We start from the raw sequence: 24,710 nt of genomic DNA on the forward strand, positions 1-24,710 counted from the left end.
CAAGCGCCGCCGGAAACTACCGTCCCTGGCTGCGCCAGCGTTTGACCACGCGATCCAATATCTCGATCTCGCCGCCGGCTTCTTTCCACAATTTGGAAAAGAGCGGATCGCTCGACGCCGGACGTTTGTCTTCCTCCAACGTGTCGAGATAGACGCGGATCGGGATCGAAACACCCTCGCCGCAGATGATGCATTCGCGGTTTCGCAGTGCCGGGATCGAATCGATAAAGCCGCGCGCGCCTTCGGGCATCGCGGCCTTGACGAAATGTTGGTCGCGCTCGTTGTTCAGGCGCATCGATATGATCGTGCCGCACTGTGACAGCACGCCTTCGGCCAGATCGGACGGACGCTGGGTAATCAGCCCCAACGACACGCCATATTTGCGGCCTTCCTTGGCGATGCGTTCCAGAATCTTGCGAACCGCCTGCCCCTGACCAATTTCCTTGGCCGGAATATAACGATGCGCCTCTTCGCAAACGAGCAGGATCGGGCGCTGCGGCTCGCCGCGCGACCAGATCGCATAGTCAAAGGTCAGGCGCGCCAGCACCGCGACCACAACCGCCGTAATATCGGACGGCACCCCCGACACATCGATGATCGAGATCGGGCGACCCTCTGACGGCAGACGGAAAATCTTGCCGATAAAGTTCGCCATCGTGTCGGCCACCAACATGCCAGAGAACATGAAATTATAGCGCGGGTCGGCGCGCATTTCCTCGATCTTGCCCTTGATACGCATAAAGGGCGCGCTCGATGTCGCCTTGTCCAGACGACCCATTTCATTCTGGATAATCGCCAGCAGGTCGGACAAAAGATAGGGCACCGGGCTATCAACAGTCAGCTTGGTCATGCCTTCGGCCAGCCGGTTCTTGGCGCGCGCTTGCAGCAGGCATTTGGCCAGCACATCGCAATCGCTCTGCCGCTCTTTGCCCTCGGAGGTGATAAACACTTCGCAATGCTCTTCGAAATTCATCAACCAATAAGGCATGGCCAGATTGTCGACGTCGAACAGCGCACCCGTGCCTTTGAACGCCGCCGAATATTCGCCATGCGGATCGACCATGACAATATGGCCCTGCGGCGCAAGCTCGCAAATCTTGTGCAAGATCAGCGCGGCGCTGGTCGATTTACCCGTACCCGTTGACCCCAGCAAAGCGAAATGCTTGCCCAGCATCGCATCGACATACAGCGAACCACGAATATCCTTGGTCGGATAAACCGTGCCAATCTCGACATGGGCGCGATCGTCGGCAGCATAGATCTGTTTCAAATCGGCGCTGGTTGCGGCAAAAACCTGGCTACCCGGAACCGGGTAGCGGGTAACACCACGGCGGAAATTATGGATGCGACCGGTAATTTTCTCTTCGTCGCCTTCGCCCAGAAAGTCGATCGAGGCAACGATCAGGCCATTGCCTTTTGGGTGCAGTTGCTGGTCGCGGATACTGGCGAGCAACCACACATTGCCGACATGCACCTTGACCTGCGCGCCCACCTGGCCCGCCATGGCAACCGCCGGATCATTCGATTCAGCCAGACGCGCAATCGCTGCTCCATCGAGCAGAATGCGCGAGTAAGAACCAGAAATTTCAATAACTTCACCGACGAGCAGGTCGTCGCGACGCATCGGCGCATCGGCTGGTGTTGCGCCCAACCGAATACGTTGAATGGGCAATTCTTCGCCCGATTTAATCTCGCTACCCTGCATATCCATCGATCTACCCCCACTCGGAAAATCCCAGAGTTGCTAAGGCTTATGGCAGGCGATGGTAAATAAAGCGCTTATGACGATGGCAAGCTATCGGCGACGAAAGATCGCCGACGCGGCATATCCAAGCACAAGCGACAACAGCACGGCGACAAGGCCGTAGAGAAAACCGTGCCTCTGTGCCGCCAGTGCAACAAAGCGCTCAAACCCGGCTTTGCGGATTTCAACGTCTCGAGACGCCACTGCAAGCACGCGCCCCTTGCTGATCAAATAGGTTTCGGCGCGGTACGTCCCCACCGGAACGCGCGCAGGCACCGGAATGCGCGCCCGATAAAGCACGCCTTCGCTAATCTCGACCGCGGCGGGATTTTGATAGAATAGGCCGAGCCGACGATAGAGATCGATCAACCCACGTTCGAACCGTTCCAGCCGCCGCGGTTCGGAAAAGCCCGTCGGCGACATCGACAGGTTGCGCAGGCCCAGTTCATAGATAGCGGCGGTCCGTTCATCTATCAGCTGGTCGATCGGGCGCGACGATCCGATAGCATAGAAACCGGGCAAGGTCCGCAGTCGCAAACTGTCGGCATTGACCCATATCCCGGCCACCCGTTTCTTTTCCCGCACGACAATGGGCCGAACGGGTCCTTTAAGCACAACAACAATGTCGGCGCGGTCATCAGGTAGCCGTTGGCCGGGGTAAAGAATGGCGCCAAACAACAGCAATTCTTCGCCAGAAAAACTATATTGGATGTCGATCGCGCGGCTCGAAACATCGGGCACCAAACGCGGGTCGGCGGCATATCCGGGGACTGCCGCCACCCATGCCGCCAAGGCAAAGATCAGCAAGGTGCAAGCACGCATCATTGCACGCTGAAGATATCGTCAGGACGAAAAACCAGCCCCAGTGCCATGAACATCGCCATCACCAACACAATACCGGCCAGCGCCATACGCAGATATTCGGGGCGCACACGCTGGGCAAAGCGAGCCCCGATCTGTGCCCCGATAACGCTACCCAGCAGCAACAAGGCGGCAAGAACGATATCGACAGCGCGCGTCGTCATGGCGTGCGTCATGGTCGAGACAATGGTGACGAACAAAATCTGGAACAGTGAAGTGCCAACGACAACTTGCGTCCCCATACCGAGCAAATAGATCATAGCAGGGATCATCACGAAACCGCCACCGACACCCAGCAGCATTGTCATCATCCCGACAGCTATCCCCAGAATCAATGGCGCCAGCGGCGAGATATAAAGTCCCGAGCGGTAAAAGCGCCACCGCAGTGGCAGGTTGGCCACCATGGGGTGATGCCGCCTTTTGCGCGCAGGTGCTGGCACTCCAGCCTTCAAATGCTTATGCGCGATCCAGGCTTCACGCCCCATGAAACCGCCGACCGAGCCAAGTAACATCACATAAAGCAGTGCGATCACTGTATCGATTTGCCCCAGGGCAGCGAGTAGTTTGAACAGCACTGCGCCGATCAGCGACCCGATCAGGCCGCCACTGACGAGCACAGCCCCCATGCGAAAGTCGACCCCGTCGCGTTCCAGATGAACCATCACACCTGATACGCTGGCACCTGTCACCTGCGTTGCCGCCGACGCAGCAGCCACGGTCGGCGGAATACCATAAAGGATCAAAAGCGGTGTGGTCAGAAATCCGCCACCCACTCCGAACATACCCGACAAAAAGCCAACCCCGCCACCAAGCATGATGATGACCAGGGCATTGACCGACAAATTAGCGACGGGAAGGTAAAGGTCCATGGGTCCCAAGCACAAATACGGTCCCGCGGCGGGTACCGAATAGGGCGACCCTAGACCATTTTTACAACGCTTGGAATCGACTTGGCGACTACGCCCTACAATTTTCAGAAACCAGCGGCCAATGTCAGCGCCAGCCCGCTGGTCGGCAAGGCATTGCCCGCGACCCGTTGGCGCCAATCCAAGGCAATCAGGACGCCCTTGCCGATCTTGGGCAAACGAACCGAGAGGCGAGGACCGACGTCGACACGTGATGCATCGGGCTGAACAGCCCCGGCAGCAAAGCCTCCCGCACGCAGCGGCGTGCCGGCAATACTGCCCATATCGTGCATCGCCGACACTGCGCCGTCGGCAAAACCGTCGCGGCTGCGAACTCCGACAATGCCCGCCTCGCCATAGGCATCCAGCCGGAATCCGTGCGGCAATGCCGCCTCGCTGACCCCGCCGCTCACCATTACCGCAAAGGCGTTTCGCCCTCGCCGCCCGGACGCGACACGCCGTTCGACGGCCACATCCACCGGCACGCGTGCAAGCGGCGCGAAAGCAGCCCCAATGGCGACCTCGCTTTGCGCCACATCGCCAACCGCCGCAGTAGCGCGGCTATAGGCGCGCAAGCGTCCTGAAGCGCCAAATCCATAGGCCAGCCGCACACCCGCCTGACTTGCGCCCAATTGCGGTGACAGTGACACACCTCCGGGCGAATCCCGGTTTTCTCGCAGATAGACCCAGCTGCCGAGCGACCAACCGGACAGGCCCTGCGTCATCCAGAATTGCGGGGCATTGCCTGTTGCAACCGTCACACCCGATCCACGCCTTCCACCAGACTCACGTGAGACAAAGGCGGACATTCCCGTTGGGCGCTGCGTCCCGGCAATCAATTGGTTTTCCATCGCAAAACGCATAAAATGACGATTGTCTGCCAGCCAATTTGCCGCAGATCCTGCGGCTCGGCCTTTGGTGCTGATGGATGGAACCGCCTCTGCCACACGCACAGGAACCACTGGTCGCGCGCGCGTTTTCGGCGATGCCGTCGGGAGCATCGCCTGCGCGTTGGCGAACTGCGGCGGCATCGGCCTCGCCGCGAAGCGATCCATTGCCCGCGCCGGATTGGGGTCAGGTAACGGATAGGCAGGCGACCAGTTTGCCATCACCCGCATCAGCGTCCAACCACTGATCAATAGGACGATGAAGCGCAATCCCCGCGCCTGACGCAGCGTCGGACCGGATGCCATGAGAACCATCATGGTCGGAGCATCCGTTGCGGCGCCAATTCATCCTCTGCTGCTAGGCCGGGGTCATGCGCAGTCTTGTCCCACACCACAGAGCGCGACAATAAAATCCGGCAATAAAGGGCCAGGGCCCGACGCGCAGCAAGGATGGCGATAATATTGGATATAAAAGCACGCGGAACCGACAGCACCCCCTGCTGCCAGCCATAACAGCGCGCGGTAAAATAGCTTCGCATCGACAGCCGCCAGAGCAGAAGGGCAAGGTTAAACGCCAGTAACAAGCGCAGCCCGTCGCCCAGTGGCAGCATAGTCCACCCCAGCACTTCCTGCCCGGCCAGCATAAGGCCGGCCAAGCAAATAGCCGCATAGGTTGCCAGCAGGATGACGGCGGCAAGTGGCGCCCGCCGATCGCGCCATAGCATCCACCGCACCAGCCATTGATACTCGCCGCGCATCGCGGCCCTGTCGGGGTTCGGGGTCAACCATCCGAGACGATCCCAGCCGGCAAAGGCAATTCCGGCAATCCAGCGCGCCTTTTGCCGCACCGCGGTTTCGACATTTCGCGGGAAAATACCGCGAGAGACCACCCGACTGCCATCACCGTCCCGATCATCGACAAAAGTCGACGACAGGCCATGCTGGCTAATCGTCAGTCCCATCTCATAATCTTCGGTCAGACTATCTGTCCGGAACGGCTGGCCATCACGGTGCAGCGCCAGCAAGGCCAGCGCAGGGCGCGATATGGCGCATCCCACACCCGCCGACGGCAGTGGCAGGCGGAGGCGCGCGCGCAGCGGCAGTTCCTTACCATGCGCTTCGGCAAATTCGTCGGCATAATGGCCCGCAATCCAGTGCGATGCCGGGTCCAGAGACGGAACAACGGGGATTTGGACCATGGAATGATGGGCCAGATGGCGGCGATATAGCGCAGGCTCGCCCGCATGGACCAGATCTTCGGCATCATGGAGAATGATCGCGGCGTGGCGAAAATTCCCGTTACGTTCATCCTCGATCATCGCTTGCCAAAGTTGGTTCAGATTATCGGCCTTGGTTGTTGGCCCATCATGCGCCGAAATCACCAGCCGCAATTGCGGGGCATGGGCGGCGAGTTGCGACACGGCAAACAAGGTCGCGGCGTCATTGGGATAACAGCCGACATAGATGCGCAGATCTTCGTCGCGCCAGTTTTTTAATGATTTGGCAAGCGTTGTGCCGATGACCGATTCTTCGTCCCACACGGGAATGAAAACAGCCAATGCCCCCGATACAGGCGACGCTTCGGTGCTTGATGTCGGCTGGTGGCGCCCGCGCGAATCGCCGCCTGTGCCTAGCCAAAGGGCGTCAAAGAGCAGGTCATCAAGGCCGATGAGCAGAATGCCCACAGACGCAAAAAACATCAGCTCGTGACCGGTGCCGAGCACCAGCCATTCAACCCAAGCGGTCGAATGTTCCACCCGGCGCCCCCCACAGCATGAATGACAAATGCCATCCCCCGAAACAAAGTCTAACGAAATCAATCAGCTTGTAAAGGGTGACGAAAGCCGACGGACAAGCTAGAAACGCCTCACAAATCACTCTCCGGGTCCTGACCCCAGCTAACAGGAATATTTCGTCTCCATGCCCTCATCGAATAGCAACCGCTCCGCACTGCGCGATTTTCTGGAAAGCGAAAGCGCCGGCGGAATATTGCTCATTATGGCGGCGGCCATGGCAATGCTCATTGCCAATTCGGCGATGGGCGACGTGTATCTCCACTTTGTGCATCAGGTCACCGGTCCAACGTTGAGCGACAAATTGGGGCCGATGACGGTCCATTTGTGGATCAACGACGGTTTGATGGCGATATTCTTTTTGCTCGTCGGCCTCGAGATCAAGCGCGAGTTCGTCGATGGTCGGCTCGCCAGCTGGGACCGGCGACGCCTGCCGATGATCGCGGCTGCGGCCGGCATGGCGGTGCCTGCTCTGCTCTATCTGTTCTTCACCAAATCGATTCCGGGGCTCAGCCACGGTTGGGCTATTCCGGCGGCCACCGATATAGCCTTTGCAATCGGTGTCCTCGCGCTGCTCGGCAAGCGCGCGCCAACATCGCTCAAACTGTTCCTCGTGACCGTTGCGATTGTCGATGACATGGGTGCCGTCGCAATCATCGCGCTTTTCTATACCGCCCAGCTCGACCTGGTGGCACTGGGCGCGGCGGCGGCGATTCTGGCGGTCATGTTCACCTGCAATCGCATGGGCGTGCGCAGCCTGCCGCTCTATTTGCTAATGTTCGCGCTACTTTGGTATGCGATGCTGTTGTCGGGGGTTCACGCAACGATTGCGGGTGTGCTGGCGGCGATGACTATCCCGATTGAAATCACCCCCGGTCGCCCCGACAGCAAGACGTCGCCGCTGCACCGTCTGGAACATGCGCTACATCCGTGGGTCGCCTTTGCAATTGTCCCGCTGTTCGGCTTTGCCAATGCGGGTGTCGATATGGGCGGAATGACGCTCGAACAGGTGTTTGCGCCATTGCCCGTGGGCATCGCCGCCGGCCTGTTCCTCGGTAAGCAGCTCGGTATTTTCGGCAGCGTCTGGCTGTGTGTGAAATTCGGGATTGCGGGCAAATTGCGCGGCGCGACATGGCTTCAAATCTATGGTGTGGCGCTGCTTTGCGGTATTGGATTTACGATGAGCCTGTTCATCAGCGGCCTGGCCTTCGCCGGACAGGATTTGCTGATCGAAGAAGCCAAGATCGGTATTTTGATGGGGTCGATTGTGTCCGCCCTGGTCGGCTTTGCCGTGTTGCGCTTTGCCCCGCTCCACCCATCCCACCAAGAGATCGAAGCCGACGAAGCATCGGAAATTACCGCCGACGGCGATGTTGCCGATACGTGCGAAGACGGCACACAGGCACCCTCTCCCGCATGATTAGCGGCTTGCCTATGCTGTGGCTGGGACAGTCGGGATCGCCCCGCCGCCCTCCGGCAGGTGTGGCCCCGCGCGGCTGATGGACCGGGCGCGTTTGTGCGCGCCGTTCTCATCATCTGCTGCACATAATCAAAGGCCATGCCCATGCTTCTCGATAAAACCCAAGTCCACACGCTCATCGAAACCCCCGACATGAAAGATTATGGGGTTTATCTGAACGTCGACCGATTGCTCCAATGCCAAAAGCCGCTCGCCGATCTTTGCACCCCCGACGAATTGCAGTTCCAGATCGTTCATCAGGTCGAGGAATTGTGGATGAAGCTCATGGCCTTCACCCTCGCCGAAATCGACGGGTTCATGGCCGAGCGTCAGACAATGCGCGTGCTCAGCCTGTTCGACCGCGTCCACCGGCTGATGCAGATGATGACCGACCAGCTCGCGCTACTCGAAACGATGAGCCCGTTCGATTATCAATCCATCCGGCTGCAACTCGGCAACGGCTCGGGACAGGAAAGCCCCGGCTTCCAACTTCTGCTCACCCTACCCGCACCGCTTTGGGCGCAATATAAAGCCAGCTATCTCGACAAGGACGGGCGCAGCGTCGCCGACGTCTATGATACCGGCTATGCCCATGACGACGCCTATATGGTCGCCGAGGCGCTGGTCGAGTTTGACGAACTGTTTCAGCTTTTCCGCGCCCACCACATCACGCTGATCCACCGCTCCATCGGCATGGGGTCGAAATCGCTCAAGGGCCGTCCGGTCGAACTGCTCAACGCCGGCGCGCGGCACCGTTTCTTTCCCGAACTTTGGGACATTCGCGCCGAAATGACCGACCGCTGGGGCGCCGCGCACGGCGTCAAACGCGATAGCATCAGCAGTACCCCCGGCCACGGCAGCGGATTATGACCGACGCGCTGTTGTCGCCCGCGGTCGCAGCGCGCTTTCATCTTCCGCCCAGCGGCCCCTATCTCAAAAGCCATGCAGCGGGCGCCCAGCCGCGCGGCGCACTCGATGCGTTGCAAAGCAGACTGATCGACCCGTGGCGCGCAGAGGGAGAGGCTTGGGGTCCGTGGATGGACGCGATTGATGACTGGCGGACTACGCTGACCGCGCTAATCGCGGTCGAGGCTGCCGACCTCTGCCCGACCGCCAGCGTTGGCGCGGGTCTGTCGCGGTACCTGTCGGCCTTTGAAGCCGCAACCGACCGCCGCACCATCCTGCTCGCCCCCAGCGCCTTTCCGACCATCGGTTTCGTCGCCAGCGGGCTTGCCGCACGCGGCTGGAAAACCCGCTATCTGCCCGACGAGGCCGATGTCCGCGATGCCGCCAACTGGGCGGCGGCGCTCGACGATGATGTCGCACTGGTGATCGCGATGCACGTTACTTCAAACAGCGGCGCGCTGGCCGACATTACCGGAATCGCGGCGGCAGCGCGGGCGGCGGGTGCGCGCAGCATTGTCGATTGCGCGCAGTCGGTCGGCGTCGTGCCCGTCGCACCGGCGGCATGGGGCGTCGATGCCGCGATTGGCAGCTGCCTCAAATGGCTGTGCGGCGGCCCGGGTGCGGGCTGGCTGTGGGTCGCACCGCACGACCGCACCGCGCTCGACCCAGCCGAGCGCGGCTGGTGGAGCCATGAAGCCCCGTTTGAAATGGATATCCGCGATTTTCGCTATGCCCCCGATGCCCGTCGCTGGTGGGGCGGAACCCCCGATGTCGCGCCCTTCATCCTCGCCGCGACCGGCATCGCAGAAATTGCCGCCATCGGCGTGCCCGCAATCCGCGCCCATAATCAAGCGTTGCAGATGGCCTTGCGCGACGCTCTCGAATCGCGGACGCCGCAATGGCATTGGCCACAAGGCACCATCGGCGGAACCTTGTGCATCGACGTTAGCACCGATCAGCCGCGCATCGCCGGAGCCATAAAGAATCAGGGAATCCACGCCGATTTTCGCGGGTCTATTCTCCGCCTGTCGTTCCACGCCTATAATGGCATGGCCGATGTAGAGACGGTGGCGCGCGCACTGGGCTAAAGCGTGGTGACTTTAGGTCGCTTATTGTCGTCATTGCGAGGAGCGAAGCGACGCGGCAATGACGATTCGAAAACCGATCATCACGCTCTAGGCTCAGATATCCACGACAATCTTGCCGAAATGCTGGCCCGATTCCTGATGGCGGAAAGCATCGGCCAATTTGGCGAGCGGGAAATGCTGGTCGAGCACAGGTTTGATTCCGCTGACATTGATCGCACGTATCATATCCATTTGATGCTGGCGGCTGCCGACGGTTAGCCCCTGCACGCGCAGCTGGCGGGCCATCAACAACGCGGTCGCCACCGGCCCCGCAAAACCGGTGAGCACGCCGATCAGGGCAATATGCCCGCCAATCCGCGTCGCTTTCATCGATTCATTCAACGTTCCGGGGCCACCAATTTCGACAACATGGTCAACGCCCAGCCCGTTGGTCAGGCCCAACACCTTATCGCCCCATTGGGGAAAGGTGCGATAGTTGATGACATGGTCGGCGCCCAGCTCCGTGAGCCGCTCCAGCTTGGCATCCGCCGAACTGGTGGCAATCACCGTCGCGCCCAGCGCCTTGGCGAATTGAAGCGCAAAGATCGATACGCCGCCGGTGCCTTGCACCAACACGGTCGCCCCCGGCTTGATCCCGCCATCGACCACCAGCGCCCGCCACGCGGTAAGCCCCGCACAGGTCAGCGTCGCCGCCTCTGCCGCCGAATAGCCGGTCGGCGCGTGGGTGAAGGCGGTCGCCGGAGCCACCACCGCTTCGCGGGCATAGCCGTCGACACCGTCGCCCGGTACCCGCGTGAACGCGGTGAGCGGCGGCGTGCCATCGGTCCATTCGGGAAAGAAGGTCGAGACGACAAGGTCGCCAACCGCAAATTCATTCACCCCATCGCCCACCGCAACAACCTCGCCCGCACCGTCGGACATCGGGATGCGATTTTCGGCGGCCGCGATCATCCCTGTGACCACGGCATAGTCATGATAATTCAACGAGGAGGCGCGCAGCCGGACATGAATTTCGCCCGCCCCTGGTGCGCCGGGATCGTCGAGATCCGTCAGAACCAGAGTGTCGAGCGACGCCGGCGCGTGCAGTTGAATCGCTTTCATATCTTATTCCGCCGCCATCGCCATGGCGACGCATTGCGGTCCGCGAATAACACCGCCCGGCGTCGGCCCCTGCATAGCACCATCGCGGAACGTCACTTTGCCCGATTTCACCGTCGCGACATAGCCATCAGCCTTTTGCAACAATCGCTTGCCACCGGCGGGAAGGTCAAACGCCAGCCATACTTTGCCCAGCTTGATTTCATCCATGTCGATGACGTTGAGATCGGCGAGATAGCCCGGCGCGAGCAGCCCGCGATCTTCCAGCCCATAGAGCAAAGCAGTGTCGCGGCACTGGCGCTTGATCGCATGTTCAAGGCCAATGCGGTTGCCGTTGCGGTCCCGCACCCAATGCTGAAGCATGAAAGTCGGCGATGCCGCGTCACAGATGGTCCCGCAATGCGCGCCGCCATCGGACAAGCTGTTCACCGTGTCATCGGCCTGTTGCAGCGGCTCTAGAAAGTTGAGGTTGCCGTCGCGGTAGTTGAGGATGGGGAAATAGATGAAACCCTTGCCATCATCCTTCATCAACAGGTCATAAGCATATTCCGAGGGCGACACGCCGCTCGCCGTGGCCCGCGCCATGATGCTTTCGTCCATCTTGGGCTCATAGTTGAAGTCGGGGTCCATTTCGAACTGCACCGGCCAGCCGCCCGCGACGATGTGCAGAAAATCGATGATGTCGCTTTCGGGAAAGACATTGTCCTCGGATATCATCCGCGCCTTGAACGCCGGATCTTTCAGCTTTGCCAGTTGCTGATCCCAGGGCAGCGTTTCAATCTCTTCCCATGCGGGCTTGAACCGGAACGGATGGACCGTTCCCTGCCACGCCATGATGATGCCGTTGCCGCGCAGCGCGATTTGCGCGACGATATTGGCACCGCGCGCATTTTGGGCGCGCATCTCGCTAATCTGTTCTTCCAGCGGCAGCTCCTTGGCGATCGATTGCAGCGCGGCAAATGTCACCGGCAGGCCGGTTTCGCGGCTGAGGTCGCCCATCCATTCAAACTCGTTCCACTCGCGCTTCAGATCGCTCGCCATCTCGAACACACCATGACCGACACGCCCCATCGCGCGGCCAATCACGATCAGTTCTTCGGCGGTCGCGGTGGTGCCGGGAACCAGCTCGCCATCGACAGATTTGTGGAGCACCGTGCGGCTGGTCGAGAAACCCAACGCGCCCGCGCGCAGCCCCTCTTCGACGATGCGCGACATTTCAGTCATGTCCTCGGCGGTTGGCACCGCGCCGGGTTTTTCGCGGTCACCCAGCACATAGGCACGCACCGCGCCGTGCGGAACATGCGTCGCGACATCAACGGTGCGCGGCAATTTTTCCAGCGCATCCATATATTCGGGGAAAGTCTCCCAATCCCAGCTCATCCCTTCGGCAAGCGCGGTGCCAGGAATATCCTCGACCCCTTCCATCAGGCTGATCAGCCAATCGTGCCGGTCGGGACGCGCGGGGGCAAAGCCGACGCCGCAATTGCCCATGACCACGGTCGTGACGCCATGCCAGCTCGACGGTGCCATTTCGGCATCCCATGTAGCCTGCCCATCATAATGTGTGTGAACATCGACAAAGCCGGGCGTGACGATTTTACCCGCAGCGTCAATCTCTTCGCGTCCAGCCGCAAGGTCTGCGCCAATCGCCGCGATCCGGTCGTCGGTAATAGCCACATCGGCGACAAAGGCCGCACTTCCCGTTCCGTCCACGACAGTGCCGCCGCGAATCACCAGATCATACATATCCGCTCTCCCGATTATTTGGTTTCGGGACGAAACCTATCAGCAAAACCGGAATGTGCAAATAAACGCGCAGGCCCTGCGACGAGGCGCTATGGCTGTGCGGCGAACAAAGCCGGTAAAGGAACATCATGGCCGACGATGACTATGTGTATGACGAAGCCAGCGGCGAATGGCTGTCACCAAGCGATGCCGCCGCGCGCGATACAGCGGCGGCGGCCGGCCCCGAAGTCCGCGACGCCGTCGGCAACCTGCTCGCCGACGGGGACAGCGTAACGCTCATCAAGGATCTCACCGTCAAAGGCGCAGGCCAGACATTGAAGGTCGGCACGGTCATCAAATCAATCCGGCTTACCGGCGACGCGCGGGAAATCGACTGCCGCCACGATGGCATCAAGGGGCTGGTGCTGCGCGCGGAGTTTGTGAGGAAACGGTGAATTGAAAGGTTGACGTCAACCTTTCCAATCATCGTCAAATCTTCCCCAACGTCTCACGCCGCGGCCCCAGATATCCGAACAGATAGGCCGCGACCTTGCGCATCTGAATTTCCTCCGCACCTTCGGTAATCCGATAGCGGCGGTGGTGGCGATAGATATGCTCGAAGGGAGTGTGGCGCGAATAGCCGATGCCGCCATGCACCTGCATCGCGCGGTCTGCGGCCTCGCAGCACAGGCGGTTCGCCCAATAATTACACATGCTGACCTTGTCCGACAATCGGTGCTCGACCTCTTTGTGCGGCATATTGTCCATGTCCCACGCGGTTTTGCGAATCAGCAGCCGCAGCATTTCGGCCTGCGTCGCCAATTCGACAAGCGGGAACTGGATCGCCTGATTTTTGGACAAAGCCTCACCAAAAGGTTTGCGCTGCCGCGCATATTTGACGCTTTCCTCGATACAGAAAGTCGCCGCGCCCAGCGATGATGCCGCCTGGCGGATGCGGTTCTGGTGAACAAAGCTTTGCGCCAGCGCCAGTCCGCGCCCTTCCTCGCCCAACATCGCGCTGTCCGGCACCCACACATCCTTGAAGGTCAGGCGCGGGTGATCGGTGGGCATGTTGAACGTCCACAGATATTCATCGATGCTGAGCCCCGGCGACGGATTGGGGACGAGCAGGCACGTGATCCCCCGCGCATCGCCATCCGCGCCGCTGGTCCGGCAAAATGTAGCGCAATGAGTGGCGACATGCATCCCGGTGATCCACATTTTCGGACCGTTGATCAGCCAGCCATCGACACCGTCGCGGGTCTCGCGAACTGCGCGCGTTTCCATATGCGTCGCGTCGCTGCCATGCTCAGGCTCGGTCAAGCCAAAGGCGGTGCGGCGCTCTCCCGCAAAGCCGCCGAGAATGAACTCCTGCTGTTGCTCGGGCGTGCCAAATTGTTCGAACATCTCCACAAAGGGGAAATTGCCGACGATACTATGTTCATTCTGCAGATCATTGTGCAGCCCCAGCCCCTTGGCGGCCAGATGTTCGCGGATCACCGCCATCCACAAATTCGATCCCCCTTGCCCGCCATATTTTTGGGGGGCCGAGAAGCGCCAGAGCCCCGCCGCATCGGCGCGGAGCGTCGCCTGTTTCAAAAGCTGTTCCCATTCGTGGCGCGGCAAGCCCTGATTGTCCCAATCGGTGCGGCTATGTTCGCGCCGGTGGTCAAAGAAGCGGATATTGTCGTCGACCGCCTCAAGCGGCTTGATCTCGGCCCCGATAAACGCATCGAGCGTATCGAGATATGCTTGCAAGTCGGCGGGAATCGCAAAGTCCATAAATCATCCTTTTCTAAACTATCCCTGCCCACACCACAGGTCGCGCGCATGGGCGAGCGCGCTATATTTGGGGCTGTCGACCGCGCATTTATCAAGCGCGGCGCGGCGTAACTTTGCCAGCAGCCCCGGTTCGGAAAGCGTCGTTTCGCCAGCCAGCAGCGCGTCGGCAAGCGCCCGATCCTCTGCCCGCACGCCCGAGCCTAGGTCGCGCATCACAATGCCGAGGGCATTCATCGCAACGGCAACCTGAAACTTGTCATGCCCCTCGGCATGCGGCTTGATCGCCTCGTCCAGCCAGTCACGCACCGCCCGCACCATTTCGCCATTGGTTGGCTCGCCGGTGAGCGCAGATACGGGCGATGTCGACGCGGGCAGTGCCCTCGCGCGCTCGGCCTCAGACGCTTCACTTTCGAGCAACAACAGCAAATCCAGTTCCTGTTCGGCTGTCCGTCGTCCGATTACCACCCGCTCGACCGTGGTGTCGGCACCGCAGCGCCACGCCTGTCCCATCTGCAGACAGCCGAGTGCCCACCACAGGGTGCGATAGACAAGCCAGAAATGAAACCGGTCGCGGTCGACCTGCGTCCCGCCAGCCGCTTCATAGGCGGCGAAATATTCTTCCAGACTGCCGAGACCAAAGGCAGGCTGATCAAGCCGACCGAACCGCCACACCGTCATACAACCGAACGCCAGATCCTCATGCGCGTCACCCAAATGCGCTAGTTCCCAGTCGAGCACGGCGGCAAGCCCCTGCCCATCGACCATGATATTGCCCATGCGATAATCGCCATGGACCAGCACAGGCGGGGCGTGCGAGGGCAGATTCTCCTCGCACCACCGAATCGCCAGCGCGATAATTGGTCGGTCTCCGCCAAAGCTGACAAATTGCGCCTTGAGGTCGGCCAGCGCCGCAGCAGTGTCCATCACCGGAATCGCGGCGGGAATGACGTCGCGCGGCAATGCATGGATATGCGCCAACTCGCGCGCCAAGTCGTCAAGCAGCGAAAGCGGCGGCGATGCGAGTATTTTGGCCGGGTTCACCTCGGCGATCACCCGCTTCATAACATAACCGGTGCCCAGCCCGTCGCCCTCCGCCAGCACGCCGACCACCTCTGGCGCCAAAACGCCGCCCTGATGCGCCACCATCACCAGCGCCGCTTCATCAGCATGACCAAAGGGCCGCCCCGCCATATAGTCCGCCGACGGCGCACGGCGCAGGACAAAGGCGCCCGATCCGGTCTCACCCGCCCAGTCAAAAGCCCAGCTTTCCATATTCGCCCCGCCCGACAGGCGGGTGAGACCGAGAACTTCTCCCGCCCCCAGAAGACGCGTCATCAATTCGCCAAGTTTGGATGCAAGATCGGTCATGCCATCATCGTGCGAAGCTGTGACGCGCAACGCAAGCAACAAACTGCACTTTATGTTGCATTGCCCTCACCACAATGGCGACCCGCAGTGGAATAGAATAGATTGCGCACCAAAGAAAAGGGCGGCACCTTGGGCCGCCCTTTTCAATTCAGTTGATGTCAGTCGCAGTCAGATCTTGTCGGTCAACTCCGGCACGGCGTTGAACAGATCCGCAACCAGGCCGAAATCGGCGACCTGAAAGATCGGCGCGTCCTCGTCCTTGTTAATCGCGACAATTGTTTTCGAATCCTTCATGCCCGCAAGATGCTGGATCGCGCCCGAAATACCGATGGCGAAATACACTTCCGGCGCGACGATCTTGCCGGTTTGGCCGACCTGATAGTCGTTGGGGGCATAGCCTGCATCGACGGCGGCGCGGCTTGCGCCGATACCGGCACCAAGCTTGTCGGCCAGCGGCTCGAGAAGTTCATGGAATTTTTCACTCGAAGCAAAGGCGCGGCCACCCGACACGATAATCTTGGCCGAGGTAAGTTCAGGGCGATCCTGCTTGGCGATCTCGGCCCCGACAAAGCTGGAAATACCGGCATCACTGCCGCCACTCACCGCTTCGACTGTGCCCGACCCGCCGGTCATGGCCGCCTTGTCGAAGGCGGTGCCGCGAACGGTAATCACCAGCTTGGCATCGGAGGATTCAACCGTGGCAATTGCATTGCCGGCATAGATCGGGCGGGTGAAGCTCTTGTCACCTTCGACCGACAATATTTCAGAAATCTGCATGACATCGAGCAGCGCGGCGACGCGCGGTGCGATATTCTTGCCCGTCGTGGTGGCGGGGGCGAGGAAAGCGTCGTGCGACCCCATCAGGTCGGCCACCAACGGCGCGATATTTTCGGGCAAATTGTGGCCGAAGGCTGCATTGTCGGCGACATGAACCTTGCCGACGCCAGCGATGCCGGCCGCTTCCTTGGCCACAGAATCTATGCCTTCACCGGCAACGAGCAGATGGACTTCGCCAAGCTTTGACGCGGCGGTGACCACGGCCAGCGTGGCGTCCTTGACGGACTTGCCGTCATGTTCGACCCAAACGAGCGTTTTCATGAGTGCACTCCCATCGCTTTCAACTTCGCAACCAGTTCATCGACGTCGGCAACCTTGATGCCCGCCGAACGAACGGGAGGAGCACTGACATTGACGGTCTTGAGCCGCGGTGCGGTATCGACGCCATAATCGGCAGGCGTCTTGTTATCGAGCGGCTTGGACTTTGCCTTCATGATGTTGGGCAGCGACGCATAACGCGGCTCGTTCAAACGCAGGTCGGTGGTGACAATCGCAGGAAGTTTCAGTTTGACCGTTTCCAGTCCGCCATCGACTTCGCGCGTGACGCTGACATGGTCGCCATCAACATTGACGGCGCTGGCAAAAGTGCCCTGCGGCCAACCGGTGAGCGCACCGAGCATCTGGCCCGCCTGGTTGCTGTCGTCGTCAATCGCCTGCTTGCCAAGGATGACAAGGCCGGGCTCTTCGGCGTCAGCAATCGCTTTCAGGATTTTGGCGACGGCGAGCGGTTCGACTTCATCATCAGTCTGCACCAATATCGCGCGATCAGCGCCCATCGCCAGCGCCGTGCGCAATGTTTCGGTCGCCTTTGCCGGGCCAACCGATACCGCGATGACTTCGGTCGCAACGCCTTTCTCTTTCAGGCGGATAGCCTCTTCGACACCAATTTCGTCGAAGGGATTCATCGACATTTTGACATTGGCGAGATCAACGCCGGTGCCGTCGGACTTGACCCGCGGCTTGACGTTGTAATCGAGTACCCGCTTGACGGGGACGAGGATTTTCATGGCTGCTTCAGCTCCTCTTCAGAATGTTGCACTGCGTCATAAGTGTGCTTTACGTATACGTCAACCTAGCGCACCGCAAAAGCAAAGCGCGGCCAAGTCCGTCTGAACCTTAGGCGGCGCGCACCTCGGCGACAATTTTGCGTGCGGCATCGCCCAGATCATTGGCGGCAACAATCGGCAACCCCGAATTCGCCAGGATTTCCTTGCCCTTGTCGACATTGGTGCCTTCGAGGCGAACGACCAGCGGAACCGACAAATTCACTTCTTTCGCCGCTGCGACAATGCCGTCGGCGATGATGTCGCATTTCATAATGCCGCCGAAAATATTGACGAGAATGCCTTTGACCGCCGGATCGCCCAAAATAATCTTGAACGCTGCGGTCACTTTTTCGGTCGTCGCGCCGCCACCAACATCAAGGAAATTGGCCGGGAATTCACCGTTGAGCTTTATGATGTCCATTGTCGCCATCGCCAGCCCTGCACCATTGACCATGCACCCGATATTGCCGTCGAGCTTGATATAGGCGAGGTCATATTTGCTCGCCTCGACCTCTGCCGGGTCTTCTTCGGTCAGATCGCGCAGCTCGGCGATATCCTTGTGACGGAACATCGCATTGCCATCGAAGCCCAGCTTGGCATCGAGGACGAGCAGCTCGTCACCGTCTTTGCCTTCGCACACCGCGAGCGGGTTGATTTCAATCTGCTCGGCGTCGGTGGCCTGAAAGGCTGCGTAGAGACCGGCCAGAACTTTGGCGGCCTGTTTGGCCAGATCGCCTTCAAGCTCCAAGGCGGCGGCGACGCTGCGGCCATGATGCGGCATCAGCCCGGTTGCGGGGTCGATGGTGATGGTGTGGATTTTGTCAGGCGTGTTGTGCGCGACGGTTTCAATATCCATCCCGCCCTCGGTCGAGGCGACAACCGCAATTCGGCTCGACGCACGATCGACGAGCAGCGCGAGGTAGAATTCCTTTTTAATGTCGGCGCCGTCGGTGACGTAGAGACGGTTGACCTGCTTGCCATGCTCGCCGGTCTGGATCGTCACCAGCGTATTGCCCAGCATATCGGTCGCCGCATCGCACACTTCGTCAATCGTTTTGGCAAGACGAACACCGCCTTTGGCATCGGGGCCGAGTTCCTTGAACTTGCCCTTGCCGCGACCACCCGCATGAATTTGCGATTTCACCACATAGAGCGGACCGGGCAATTGCTTCGCGGCTGCAACCGCTTCCTCGACACTCATCGCGGCGATGCCCTTGGGGATCGCGACGCCAAATTTCGCGAGTAGTTCCTTGGCCTGATATTCGTGAATGTTCATAAGAGAGGGCCGAGCCTTTCGAGTCTGAGAACGGTGACAATTGGCGTCGCATAAGCACAAGTTGACCGCCAAGACCACCCTTTCACACGGAGGAAGGGCAACATCAGATATGTGTCAGGGTTCAGCTAAGGGCGCAAATGGCTGCAGAACTGGTGGCGACCCCCAGAATCTCGGGATCTTGCAGCGCCCGAACCTTGAACAAGAATTTCTTGAGGCCAATCTCGTTCAGCTTTTCGTCGCGCAGACTGCCCAGCGATCCGATGCGTTTGAGTTGCAGATAAGACAGCCGATCAACCATGCGGTCCGCCATACATGCGGCCATTTGTTGCGACAGCCCGGCATTGACCAGCCCGTTGCGTAACCGTGCTTCGGGCGTCGCGCACGCCGTAAGCGTCAAGATCATCAGCCCCGTCACTAACAGCTTTGTCATCGCGTTCTACTTTCCGTGAAATTCGGCTACCGCTCCGGAAACGGACTGCATCAACCGCATCCGGGCGGGAACGCTGGCGGTCGTATCGGCCAGCATAACAACGATGGCATAGCGCGTTCCGTCGGGCGCAGTTGCAATCCCGACGTCATTATAGCCCGCGGTTTTTCCAGCGTAATTTTGACCTGTGCCAGTTTTGTGCAGGAATTTCCATCCGTCGGGCAGCCCCGCCTTCAGTCGTTTTGGCCCGCTTCTAGTGTGGCTCAGCGTATCGAGCAGATATTTGCTCGAATCGGGCGACAGCAATTCGCCGCGGGCCAACTCGGTCAACGCATGGGCGATAGCCAACGGACTCGCGCCATCGACCGGATTAGCAACATAGCCGTCAAAGGCGGCCTTGCGCTTTGAGTCGGGCAATTTGGCGCGCGCGGCCTGAAAGGCGCGGCCGGCGGAATAGCTTTGGTTCCAGGTCAGCCCGGCCGTACCGCTTTGCAACAGGCGTTCGCCGGGACCGAAACGGATTGTCCCCAGTTTCTTCTTTTCAATAAAGTCGCGCACCGCCTCTGGTCCGCCGACGGTGCGCAGCAAGCTGTCATTCGCCAGATTGTCGCTGGTTGTAATCTCCAGTTGGATCAGGTCGTCAATCGTTAGATCTATTGATCCTTCCTTGTTGACCCGCGCCGCAAGTGGCTGGTGAAAAACGACCAGATCATCAGGACCGATATGCACTTTTTGGTCGAGCCTTAGCTTGCCACGATCGACAGCATCCAGAACCGACATCGCAACCCACAGCTTCGATACGCTTTGTTGCGGGAACAGGTCATTGCCGCGCCGTGACATTGTCCAGTTGCCGTCGATCCGCTGGACCGCAATGCCTGTTTTGCCCGGAAAGCCACGCCACAGGTCGAACAAACGGCTGTCGAGTCCGGCGGGCGGGCGGGCGAAGCCCGGATCAATAGGCGGAGTGGAGGTCGTCGCGTCGCGTCGCGGAGGCCCGATAGGAACCGTAACAGCATTATCGGGTGTGCGCGTGCCCGCTTGCTGGCGGGGCGGCACATCATTGGCTTGGCTGCTAACACAGCTAGCCAGCAGCGCCGCCGACAAGAGGCTGGAAAACAGGCGTTTGCCCGAAAAAATAAACCGCATTCAATCCCCAAATCACGCCCCCGATGGTCGGAAGCCGAACAATAGTTCTTAGAGAGTCCTGCCATAGGCGGTTGGCGCGCCAGCACCAGTGGGAAAGACGTAATTTGCGACGAACGATTCACAAGCCGCGACCAGCGGCTTGGCGGCGCACTCAGGGCGCGGGTGTCGCGCGAACCAGACCGGGGAACAGCGACTTGAACGCCACCAGCTTTGGGGCGTCCCATAACCGGATATAGCTCGAATTGGGATGAAGCTTCATATAGTTCTGGTGATAGGCTTCGGCACGATAAAAGCCTTTGTAGCTTTCGACCTTTGCAACAATCGGCTTGGCAAAATATTTGCCCTTGCCGATTTGTGCCAGATAGGCGTTCGCCACCTTGCGCTGGGTCGCGTTCATCGGGACAATCGCGGTGCGATATTCGGTGCCGCGATCTGGCCCCTGACGGTTCAAGAGGGTTGGATCGGCAACGACCGAATAGAGCACACGAAGCAGCGTGCCATAGCTCACGACATGGGGATTATAGACGATGCGCACCGCTTCGGCATGACCGGTCGTTCCACTGCCCGTCTGGGCATAGGTCGCAGTGGCCTTACTGCCGCCATGATAGCCCGATTCGACCGAAATCACGCCTTTGACGTTGGAGAACACGCCCTCAACGCCCCAAAAACAGCCGCCCGCCAGCACCGCCGTTGCGCGGCTGGTCTTAACCGTCGGATCAACCACCGCAGTCGGTAGTTTAACGACGGTTTCAGCCTGCGCGGGCCAGACATGGGTAAAGATGGTCAGGCCAGCAAGCGCCACAATCACATGGCGCGTAAAGGTCATTTCAAACCTCAAAAGGGCAGCGCCAGTGCAGGCTGTTGGACCATGACGAACATGGCGCCCACGGCAAAGCCAGCGAGCATCGAACGGAGCCAATCGGAACGGAGCATGGAGAGCATGGGAAACCTCACTTCTTGTCATTTGCCGGTTCGCGGGTTTGCCCGCTTTGGTTACACCGACAGTAATCGCACGCAGCGACTGGCTTGACAGTGATGGCGGTCACCCTGCCCCAGAACGGCTTACTATCTGATGAACCGGATGCTCATTTGCCCGAAAACAAGCAAAGGCATCCCGGCCAAGTGTGACGGCTGCGGTGGCTATTGCAGCGCTGCGCAGGCCTGCTGAATACGCACACAAGCTTCCTTCAGCACCGTTTCCGACGTCGCATAGGAGACGCGAAAGGCAGGCGACAGGCCAAAGGCCACGCCCGGCACAGCGGCGACCTTTGCGCTGTCTAGGAAATAATCGATCAGCGTTGCGTCGCTGTCGATCACGGTTCCGTCAGGTGCGGTCTTTCCGATGCAGGCACTAGCATCAGGATAGACATAAAAGGCGCCGTCCGGAACCGGGCACGACAGACCCGGTGCATCGTTGAGCATGGCGACAACCATGTCGCGCCGCTTGCGGAACGCTGCATTACGATCTTCGAGAAACTGTTGCGGCCCACCCAATGCCGCCAGCGCCGCAGCCTGCGCGATTGAGCAAGGGTTAGATGTCGATTGCGATTGCAACTTGCCCATGGCCTTGATCAACCAGGCGGGTCCGCCCGCAAATCCGATGCGCCATCCGGTCATGGCATAGGCCTTTGAACATCCATTGATGGTCAATATGCGGTCGATCAGGTCGGGGCAGCGCTGTGCGAGCGTCGAAAAGGCGAAATCGGCGTACCAGACATGTTCGTACATATCATCAGTCATCACCATGACATGGCTGTGGCGGCGGAGCACTTCGCCCAGCGCATCCAGCTCTTCGGGCGAATAGGCCGCGCCCGACGGATTCGAGGGCGAATTAAGGATCAACCAGCGCGTTTTGGGCGTGATCGCGGCATCAAGCTGTTCGGGCAAAATCTTGTAATTTTGGGCGGCCGAACCGGCGACAAAGACCGGCGTGCCGCCTGCAAAGGCGACGATGTCAGGATAGCTCACCCAATAGGGTGCAGGGATAATCACCTCGTCACCGGCATCGACGGTCGCAACCAGCGCGTTGAAAAGCGTATGCTTTCCGCCAACATTGACCGTGATCTGGTCGAGCCCGAAATCCAGATCATTGTCGCGGCGGAACTTGCCGCGGATGGCTTCCTTCAACGGGACCTTGCCATCGACGAGCGTATATTTGGTCTGTCCAGCGCGGATCGCTTCAATCGCCGCTTCTTTGACGAAATCTGGCGTATCAAAATCGGGCTCACCCGCGCTGAGGCCGATGACATCGACACCCTGCGCTTTCAACGCCGAGACCCGCGCCGTCATCGCCAGCGTAGCAGAGGGCTGGATGCGCCCGAGAGCGGCGGACAGATGCGGCTTGATCGACATGACAAAGAATTCCTAGAGCGAGGGCGAATAATCGGGCGGTAAACAGCGCTTGCTTGTCAGAAAATTGCGCGGTGTCGCGCCTATAACGTCCATGGGTAAATCGCAAGCGGTGCAACGCAAAATTACGATTGCAACGGTGCGGCCCCTGCCATTTCACCCGCGCCGCTCTGCAATCGCGCCGGTATCAGCCCGCGCAATGAATTGCCGATAAAAAAGCCGCTGTCCAGATCGGCAAGCCGTAGATGCGATTCGACCGCGCGGCCTTTTTCGATCAATTCGGCGCGCAGCACCCCTGGCAAAAGCCCGACCGAAACCGGCGGGGTCAGCAAATGATCATCGCGTTCGATAAAGATGTTGCTCCAGCTGCCCTCTGTCACAAAGCCATGGTCATCGACAAATATCACCTCTGCCGCGCCGCTGTCACGCCTGGTGGCGTCATAGGGCGCGCGCAAACTTGTCTTGTGCGTGACGCGGAAATCATCGGCGGCAATCGGCATCGGGCGCACCGCCACCGGAACCGGAAGCTCGGCAAGGCGTGGCATGGGCGACACCTCGACCGCCAGCGCCCCGCGCGGGGCAAGGCGCATCCGCACCCGCGCCGCCGCGCGCAGACGAAAGGTAACCGCCTGCAAGCTGTTGCGCGCGCTGTGGCGGTCAAAGCTAAATCCGAATTGCTCGGCGCTCGCCTTCAGGCGTGCCAGATGCCCTTCCAGTCGTTGAACCCCGTCGATCGGGTCAAAATACATCGTTTCGATGAGATCGAACCCGCCCCCCGCTGCCGTCACAAATTCCCCCTTCGCCAGACATTCTCGCCATTCTTCTGTCGGTTGGCTATCCGCTACGATGCCAGACCCTAGCCCCAGCGTGGCGCGATTTGGTCCGCTGTGCAACCCGGTCGTTGTTGGAAAGACAAGCGTGCGGATAGCAACATTGAAGGCGGCATCGCCGCCGGGTTCGATAAAACCTATAGAACCGGTGTAAATACCGCGCGGTTGAAGTTCCAATTTATCGATGATTTCCATAGCCCGCACCTTGGGCGTGCCTGTGATCGAGCCGCAGGGAAATGCCGCGCGCAGCACATCGACGGCTCCCTTGTTGGCGCACAAGCGCGCACTGACATCGGACACCAGTTGATGAATTGTCGGGAATGTTTCGACCCGGAACAGGTCGGGGACCGAGACCGAGCCCGGCACGGCGACGCGAGAGAGATCATTACGGATCAGATCGACGATCATCAGATTTTCGGCGCGTTGCTTTGGGTCGCGCGCCAGATCGCTTATCGCTTGGCTGTCGGCAACATGACCCGCGACCCGTGCCGCAGTCCCCTTCATCGGGCGCGCCAAGACGTCGCCATCACGCAGAGTAAAGAACAGCTCAGGCGACAGGGACGCAACGGATTGACTGCCCGTCCAGATAAATCCGCCATATCCCGCTTTAGCCGTGCGCCGCAGCCGCGCATAGACGCCGAGCGGATTGCCCAAAGTCGCCACTTTGGCTGAGAAAGTCAGATTCGCTTGGTAAATATCCCCCGCGGCGATGAGATCAAGCAAGTGGCGGACCGACGCCAGATAGGCCTCACGTTCGATGCCCGGCTCAACCGCGCCGATCCAGGCGCTGTCGGGATCGGGTAACAGATCGGCGATTTCATCTGTATCGAACCGGCGAACGCGTTCAAACAGAGCGAACCAACCGAGGGGCGCTTCGGATTTCTTGCCTTTAACTGCTCCACGCCAAGCCGATGAAAAACCCTGCCCCGCCGCATAGGCCAAATAGCCGGCCGCATAGAGTCCGCGCGCTTGGGCACCCTGTATTCGGTCGAGGAGTGCAGGAATGTCGGACGCATGGCTGGCTGTTATAATCTCCACGGGGTCCGTGAAGAGTCTGGCCGCCGCTGCACCCTGCTGACGGGCATCATCGAATAGCGCAAATAGTGGGCAATCAGGCCCCGGAACCGGAATTTTCGCACCTCCAGACACTGTCATGTCAATTGGTCAGTACGGCAACAGTGGC

The 24,710-nt window shown here is 59.9% G+C and carries 21 protein-coding genes; 4 read left to right on the plus strand and 17 right to left on the minus strand.

The features are described from left to right. Positions 1–16: 16 nt before the first annotated feature. From ACR3XE_RS13220 to ACR3XE_RS13240, 5 genes are all read right to left on the minus strand, one after another. Complete coding sequence (locus tag ACR3XE_RS13220) at positions 17–1,624, minus strand: ATP-binding protein (RefSeq protein ID WP_486186029.1); 1,608 nt, start codon at positions 1,622–1,624, stop codon at positions 17–19. 171 nt (positions 1,625–1,795) lie between these two features. Next, positions 1,796–2,566: a TIGR02186 family protein gene (locus ACR3XE_RS13225; RefSeq protein ID WP_473700285.1), complete on the minus strand. Its 771-nt coding sequence runs from the start codon at positions 2,564–2,566 to the stop codon at positions 1,796–1,798. Next, positions 2,566–3,474, minus strand: coding sequence for a sulfite exporter TauE/SafE family protein (locus ACR3XE_RS13230; protein WP_473699737.1), 909 nt, complete (start codon positions 3,472–3,474; stop codon positions 2,566–2,568). The genes ACR3XE_RS13225 and ACR3XE_RS13230 overlap by 1 nt, the downstream gene beginning before the upstream one ends. 104 nt (positions 3,475–3,578) lie before the next feature. Continuing rightward, complete coding sequence (locus ACR3XE_RS13235) at positions 3,579–4,703, minus strand: hypothetical protein (protein ID WP_473699736.1); 1,125 nt, start codon at positions 4,701–4,703, stop codon at positions 3,579–3,581. A gap of 8 nt (positions 4,704–4,711) precedes the next feature. Next, the gene (locus ACR3XE_RS13240; protein ID WP_473699735.1) at positions 4,712–6,154 is read right to left on the minus strand and encodes a glycosyl transferase family protein; all 1,443 of its coding nucleotides are present in this window, start codon (positions 6,152–6,154) and stop codon (positions 4,712–4,714) included. Between the two features lie 163 nt (positions 6,155–6,317). On the opposite strand from ACR3XE_RS13240, the gene nhaA reads away from it, so the two are divergent. The 3 genes from nhaA (at position 6,318) to ACR3XE_RS13255 (ending at position 9,643) form a co-directional block, all read left to right on the plus strand. Continuing rightward, positions 6,318–7,610 carry a Na+/H+ antiporter NhaA gene (gene nhaA, locus ACR3XE_RS13245; protein ID WP_473699734.1) on the plus strand — a complete coding sequence of 431 codons (1,293 nt, stop codon included), beginning with the start codon at positions 6,318–6,320 and terminating at the stop codon, positions 7,608–7,610. 144 nt (positions 7,611–7,754) lie between these two features. Then, the gene (locus ACR3XE_RS13250) at positions 7,755–8,519 is read left to right on the plus strand and encodes a tryptophan 2,3-dioxygenase family protein (RefSeq protein ID WP_473699733.1); all 765 of its coding nucleotides are present in this window, start codon (positions 7,755–7,757) and stop codon (positions 8,517–8,519) included. Further along, a complete protein-coding gene (locus tag ACR3XE_RS13255; RefSeq protein WP_473699732.1) occupies positions 8,516–9,643 on the plus strand; it encodes an aminotransferase class V-fold PLP-dependent enzyme in 1,128 nt (375 codons plus the stop codon). Before ACR3XE_RS13250 ends, ACR3XE_RS13255 begins: the two co-directional genes overlap by 4 nt. A gap of 93 nt (positions 9,644–9,736) precedes the next feature. On the opposite strand, the gene ACR3XE_RS13260 is transcribed toward ACR3XE_RS13255, so the two are convergent. Both ACR3XE_RS13260 and ACR3XE_RS13265 read right to left on the minus strand, forming a co-directional pair. Beyond that, entirely contained in the window at positions 9,737–10,744 is a 1,008-nt protein-coding gene (locus tag ACR3XE_RS13260) for a zinc-dependent alcohol dehydrogenase family protein (protein WP_473699731.1), read from the minus strand. A gap of 3 nt (positions 10,745–10,747) precedes the next feature. Beyond that, positions 10,748–12,487 (minus strand): N-acyl-D-amino-acid deacylase family protein, encoded by a 1,740-nt coding sequence (locus ACR3XE_RS13265; RefSeq protein ID WP_473699730.1) that lies wholly within the window; start codon positions 12,485–12,487, stop codon positions 10,748–10,750. Between the two features lie 128 nt (positions 12,488–12,615). Between ACR3XE_RS13265 and ACR3XE_RS13270 the strand changes: the two genes are divergently transcribed. Continuing rightward, positions 12,616–12,921, plus strand: coding sequence for an alkylphosphonate utilization protein (locus tag ACR3XE_RS13270; RefSeq protein WP_473699729.1), 306 nt, complete (start codon positions 12,616–12,618; stop codon positions 12,919–12,921). Between the two features lie 34 nt (positions 12,922–12,955). Here the strand turns inward: ACR3XE_RS13270 and ACR3XE_RS13275 are convergent, their stop codons facing one another. From ACR3XE_RS13275 to pabB, 10 genes are all read right to left on the minus strand, one after another. Further along, a complete protein-coding gene (locus ACR3XE_RS13275) occupies positions 12,956–14,248 on the minus strand; it encodes an acyl-CoA dehydrogenase family protein (protein WP_473699728.1) in 1,293 nt (430 codons plus the stop codon). Between the two features lie 18 nt (positions 14,249–14,266). Beyond that, positions 14,267–15,616, minus strand: a complete 1,350-nt coding sequence (locus ACR3XE_RS13280; protein ID WP_473699727.1) for a phosphotransferase family protein — start codon at positions 15,614–15,616, stop codon at positions 14,267–14,269. Positions 15,617–15,784: 168 nt separating this feature from the next. Beyond that, positions 15,785–16,714 carry an electron transfer flavoprotein subunit alpha/FixB family protein gene (locus tag ACR3XE_RS13285; RefSeq protein WP_473699726.1) on the minus strand — a complete coding sequence of 310 codons (930 nt, stop codon included), beginning with the start codon at positions 16,712–16,714 and terminating at the stop codon, positions 15,785–15,787. Next, complete coding sequence (locus ACR3XE_RS13290) at positions 16,711–17,460, minus strand: electron transfer flavoprotein subunit beta/FixA family protein (RefSeq protein WP_473699725.1); 750 nt, start codon at positions 17,458–17,460, stop codon at positions 16,711–16,713. The genes ACR3XE_RS13285 and ACR3XE_RS13290 overlap by 4 nt, the downstream gene beginning before the upstream one ends. Positions 17,461–17,569: 109 nt before the next feature. Continuing rightward, positions 17,570–18,775 carry an ADP-forming succinate--CoA ligase subunit beta gene (gene sucC, locus ACR3XE_RS13295; protein ID WP_473699724.1) on the minus strand — a complete coding sequence of 402 codons (1,206 nt, stop codon included), beginning with the start codon at positions 18,773–18,775 and terminating at the stop codon, positions 17,570–17,572. Between the two features lie 121 nt (positions 18,776–18,896). Then, positions 18,897–19,205 (minus strand): hypothetical protein, encoded by a 309-nt coding sequence (locus ACR3XE_RS13300; RefSeq protein ID WP_473699723.1) that lies wholly within the window; start codon positions 19,203–19,205, stop codon positions 18,897–18,899. A 6-nt stretch (positions 19,206–19,211) separates the two neighbouring features. After that, the gene (locus ACR3XE_RS13305) at positions 19,212–20,348 is read right to left on the minus strand and encodes a serine hydrolase (RefSeq protein WP_473699722.1); all 1,137 of its coding nucleotides are present in this window, start codon (positions 20,346–20,348) and stop codon (positions 19,212–19,214) included. A gap of 151 nt (positions 20,349–20,499) precedes the next feature. Continuing rightward, entirely contained in the window at positions 20,500–21,174 is a 675-nt protein-coding gene (gene msrA, locus ACR3XE_RS13310) for a peptide-methionine (S)-S-oxide reductase MsrA (RefSeq protein WP_473699721.1), read from the minus strand. 314 nt (positions 21,175–21,488) lie between these two features. Next, positions 21,489–22,700 carry a pyridoxal phosphate-dependent aminotransferase gene (locus ACR3XE_RS13315; protein ID WP_473699720.1) on the minus strand — a complete coding sequence of 404 codons (1,212 nt, stop codon included), beginning with the start codon at positions 22,698–22,700 and terminating at the stop codon, positions 21,489–21,491. 122 nt (positions 22,701–22,822) lie between these two features. Next, positions 22,823–24,682 carry an aminodeoxychorismate synthase component I gene (gene pabB, locus ACR3XE_RS13320; protein ID WP_473699719.1) on the minus strand — a complete coding sequence of 620 codons (1,860 nt, stop codon included), beginning with the start codon at positions 24,680–24,682 and terminating at the stop codon, positions 22,823–22,825. Between the last annotated feature and the right edge of the window lie 28 nt (positions 24,683–24,710).

The sequence above is a fragment of the Sphingopyxis sp. 10G20-10 genome (assembly GCF_057365075.1).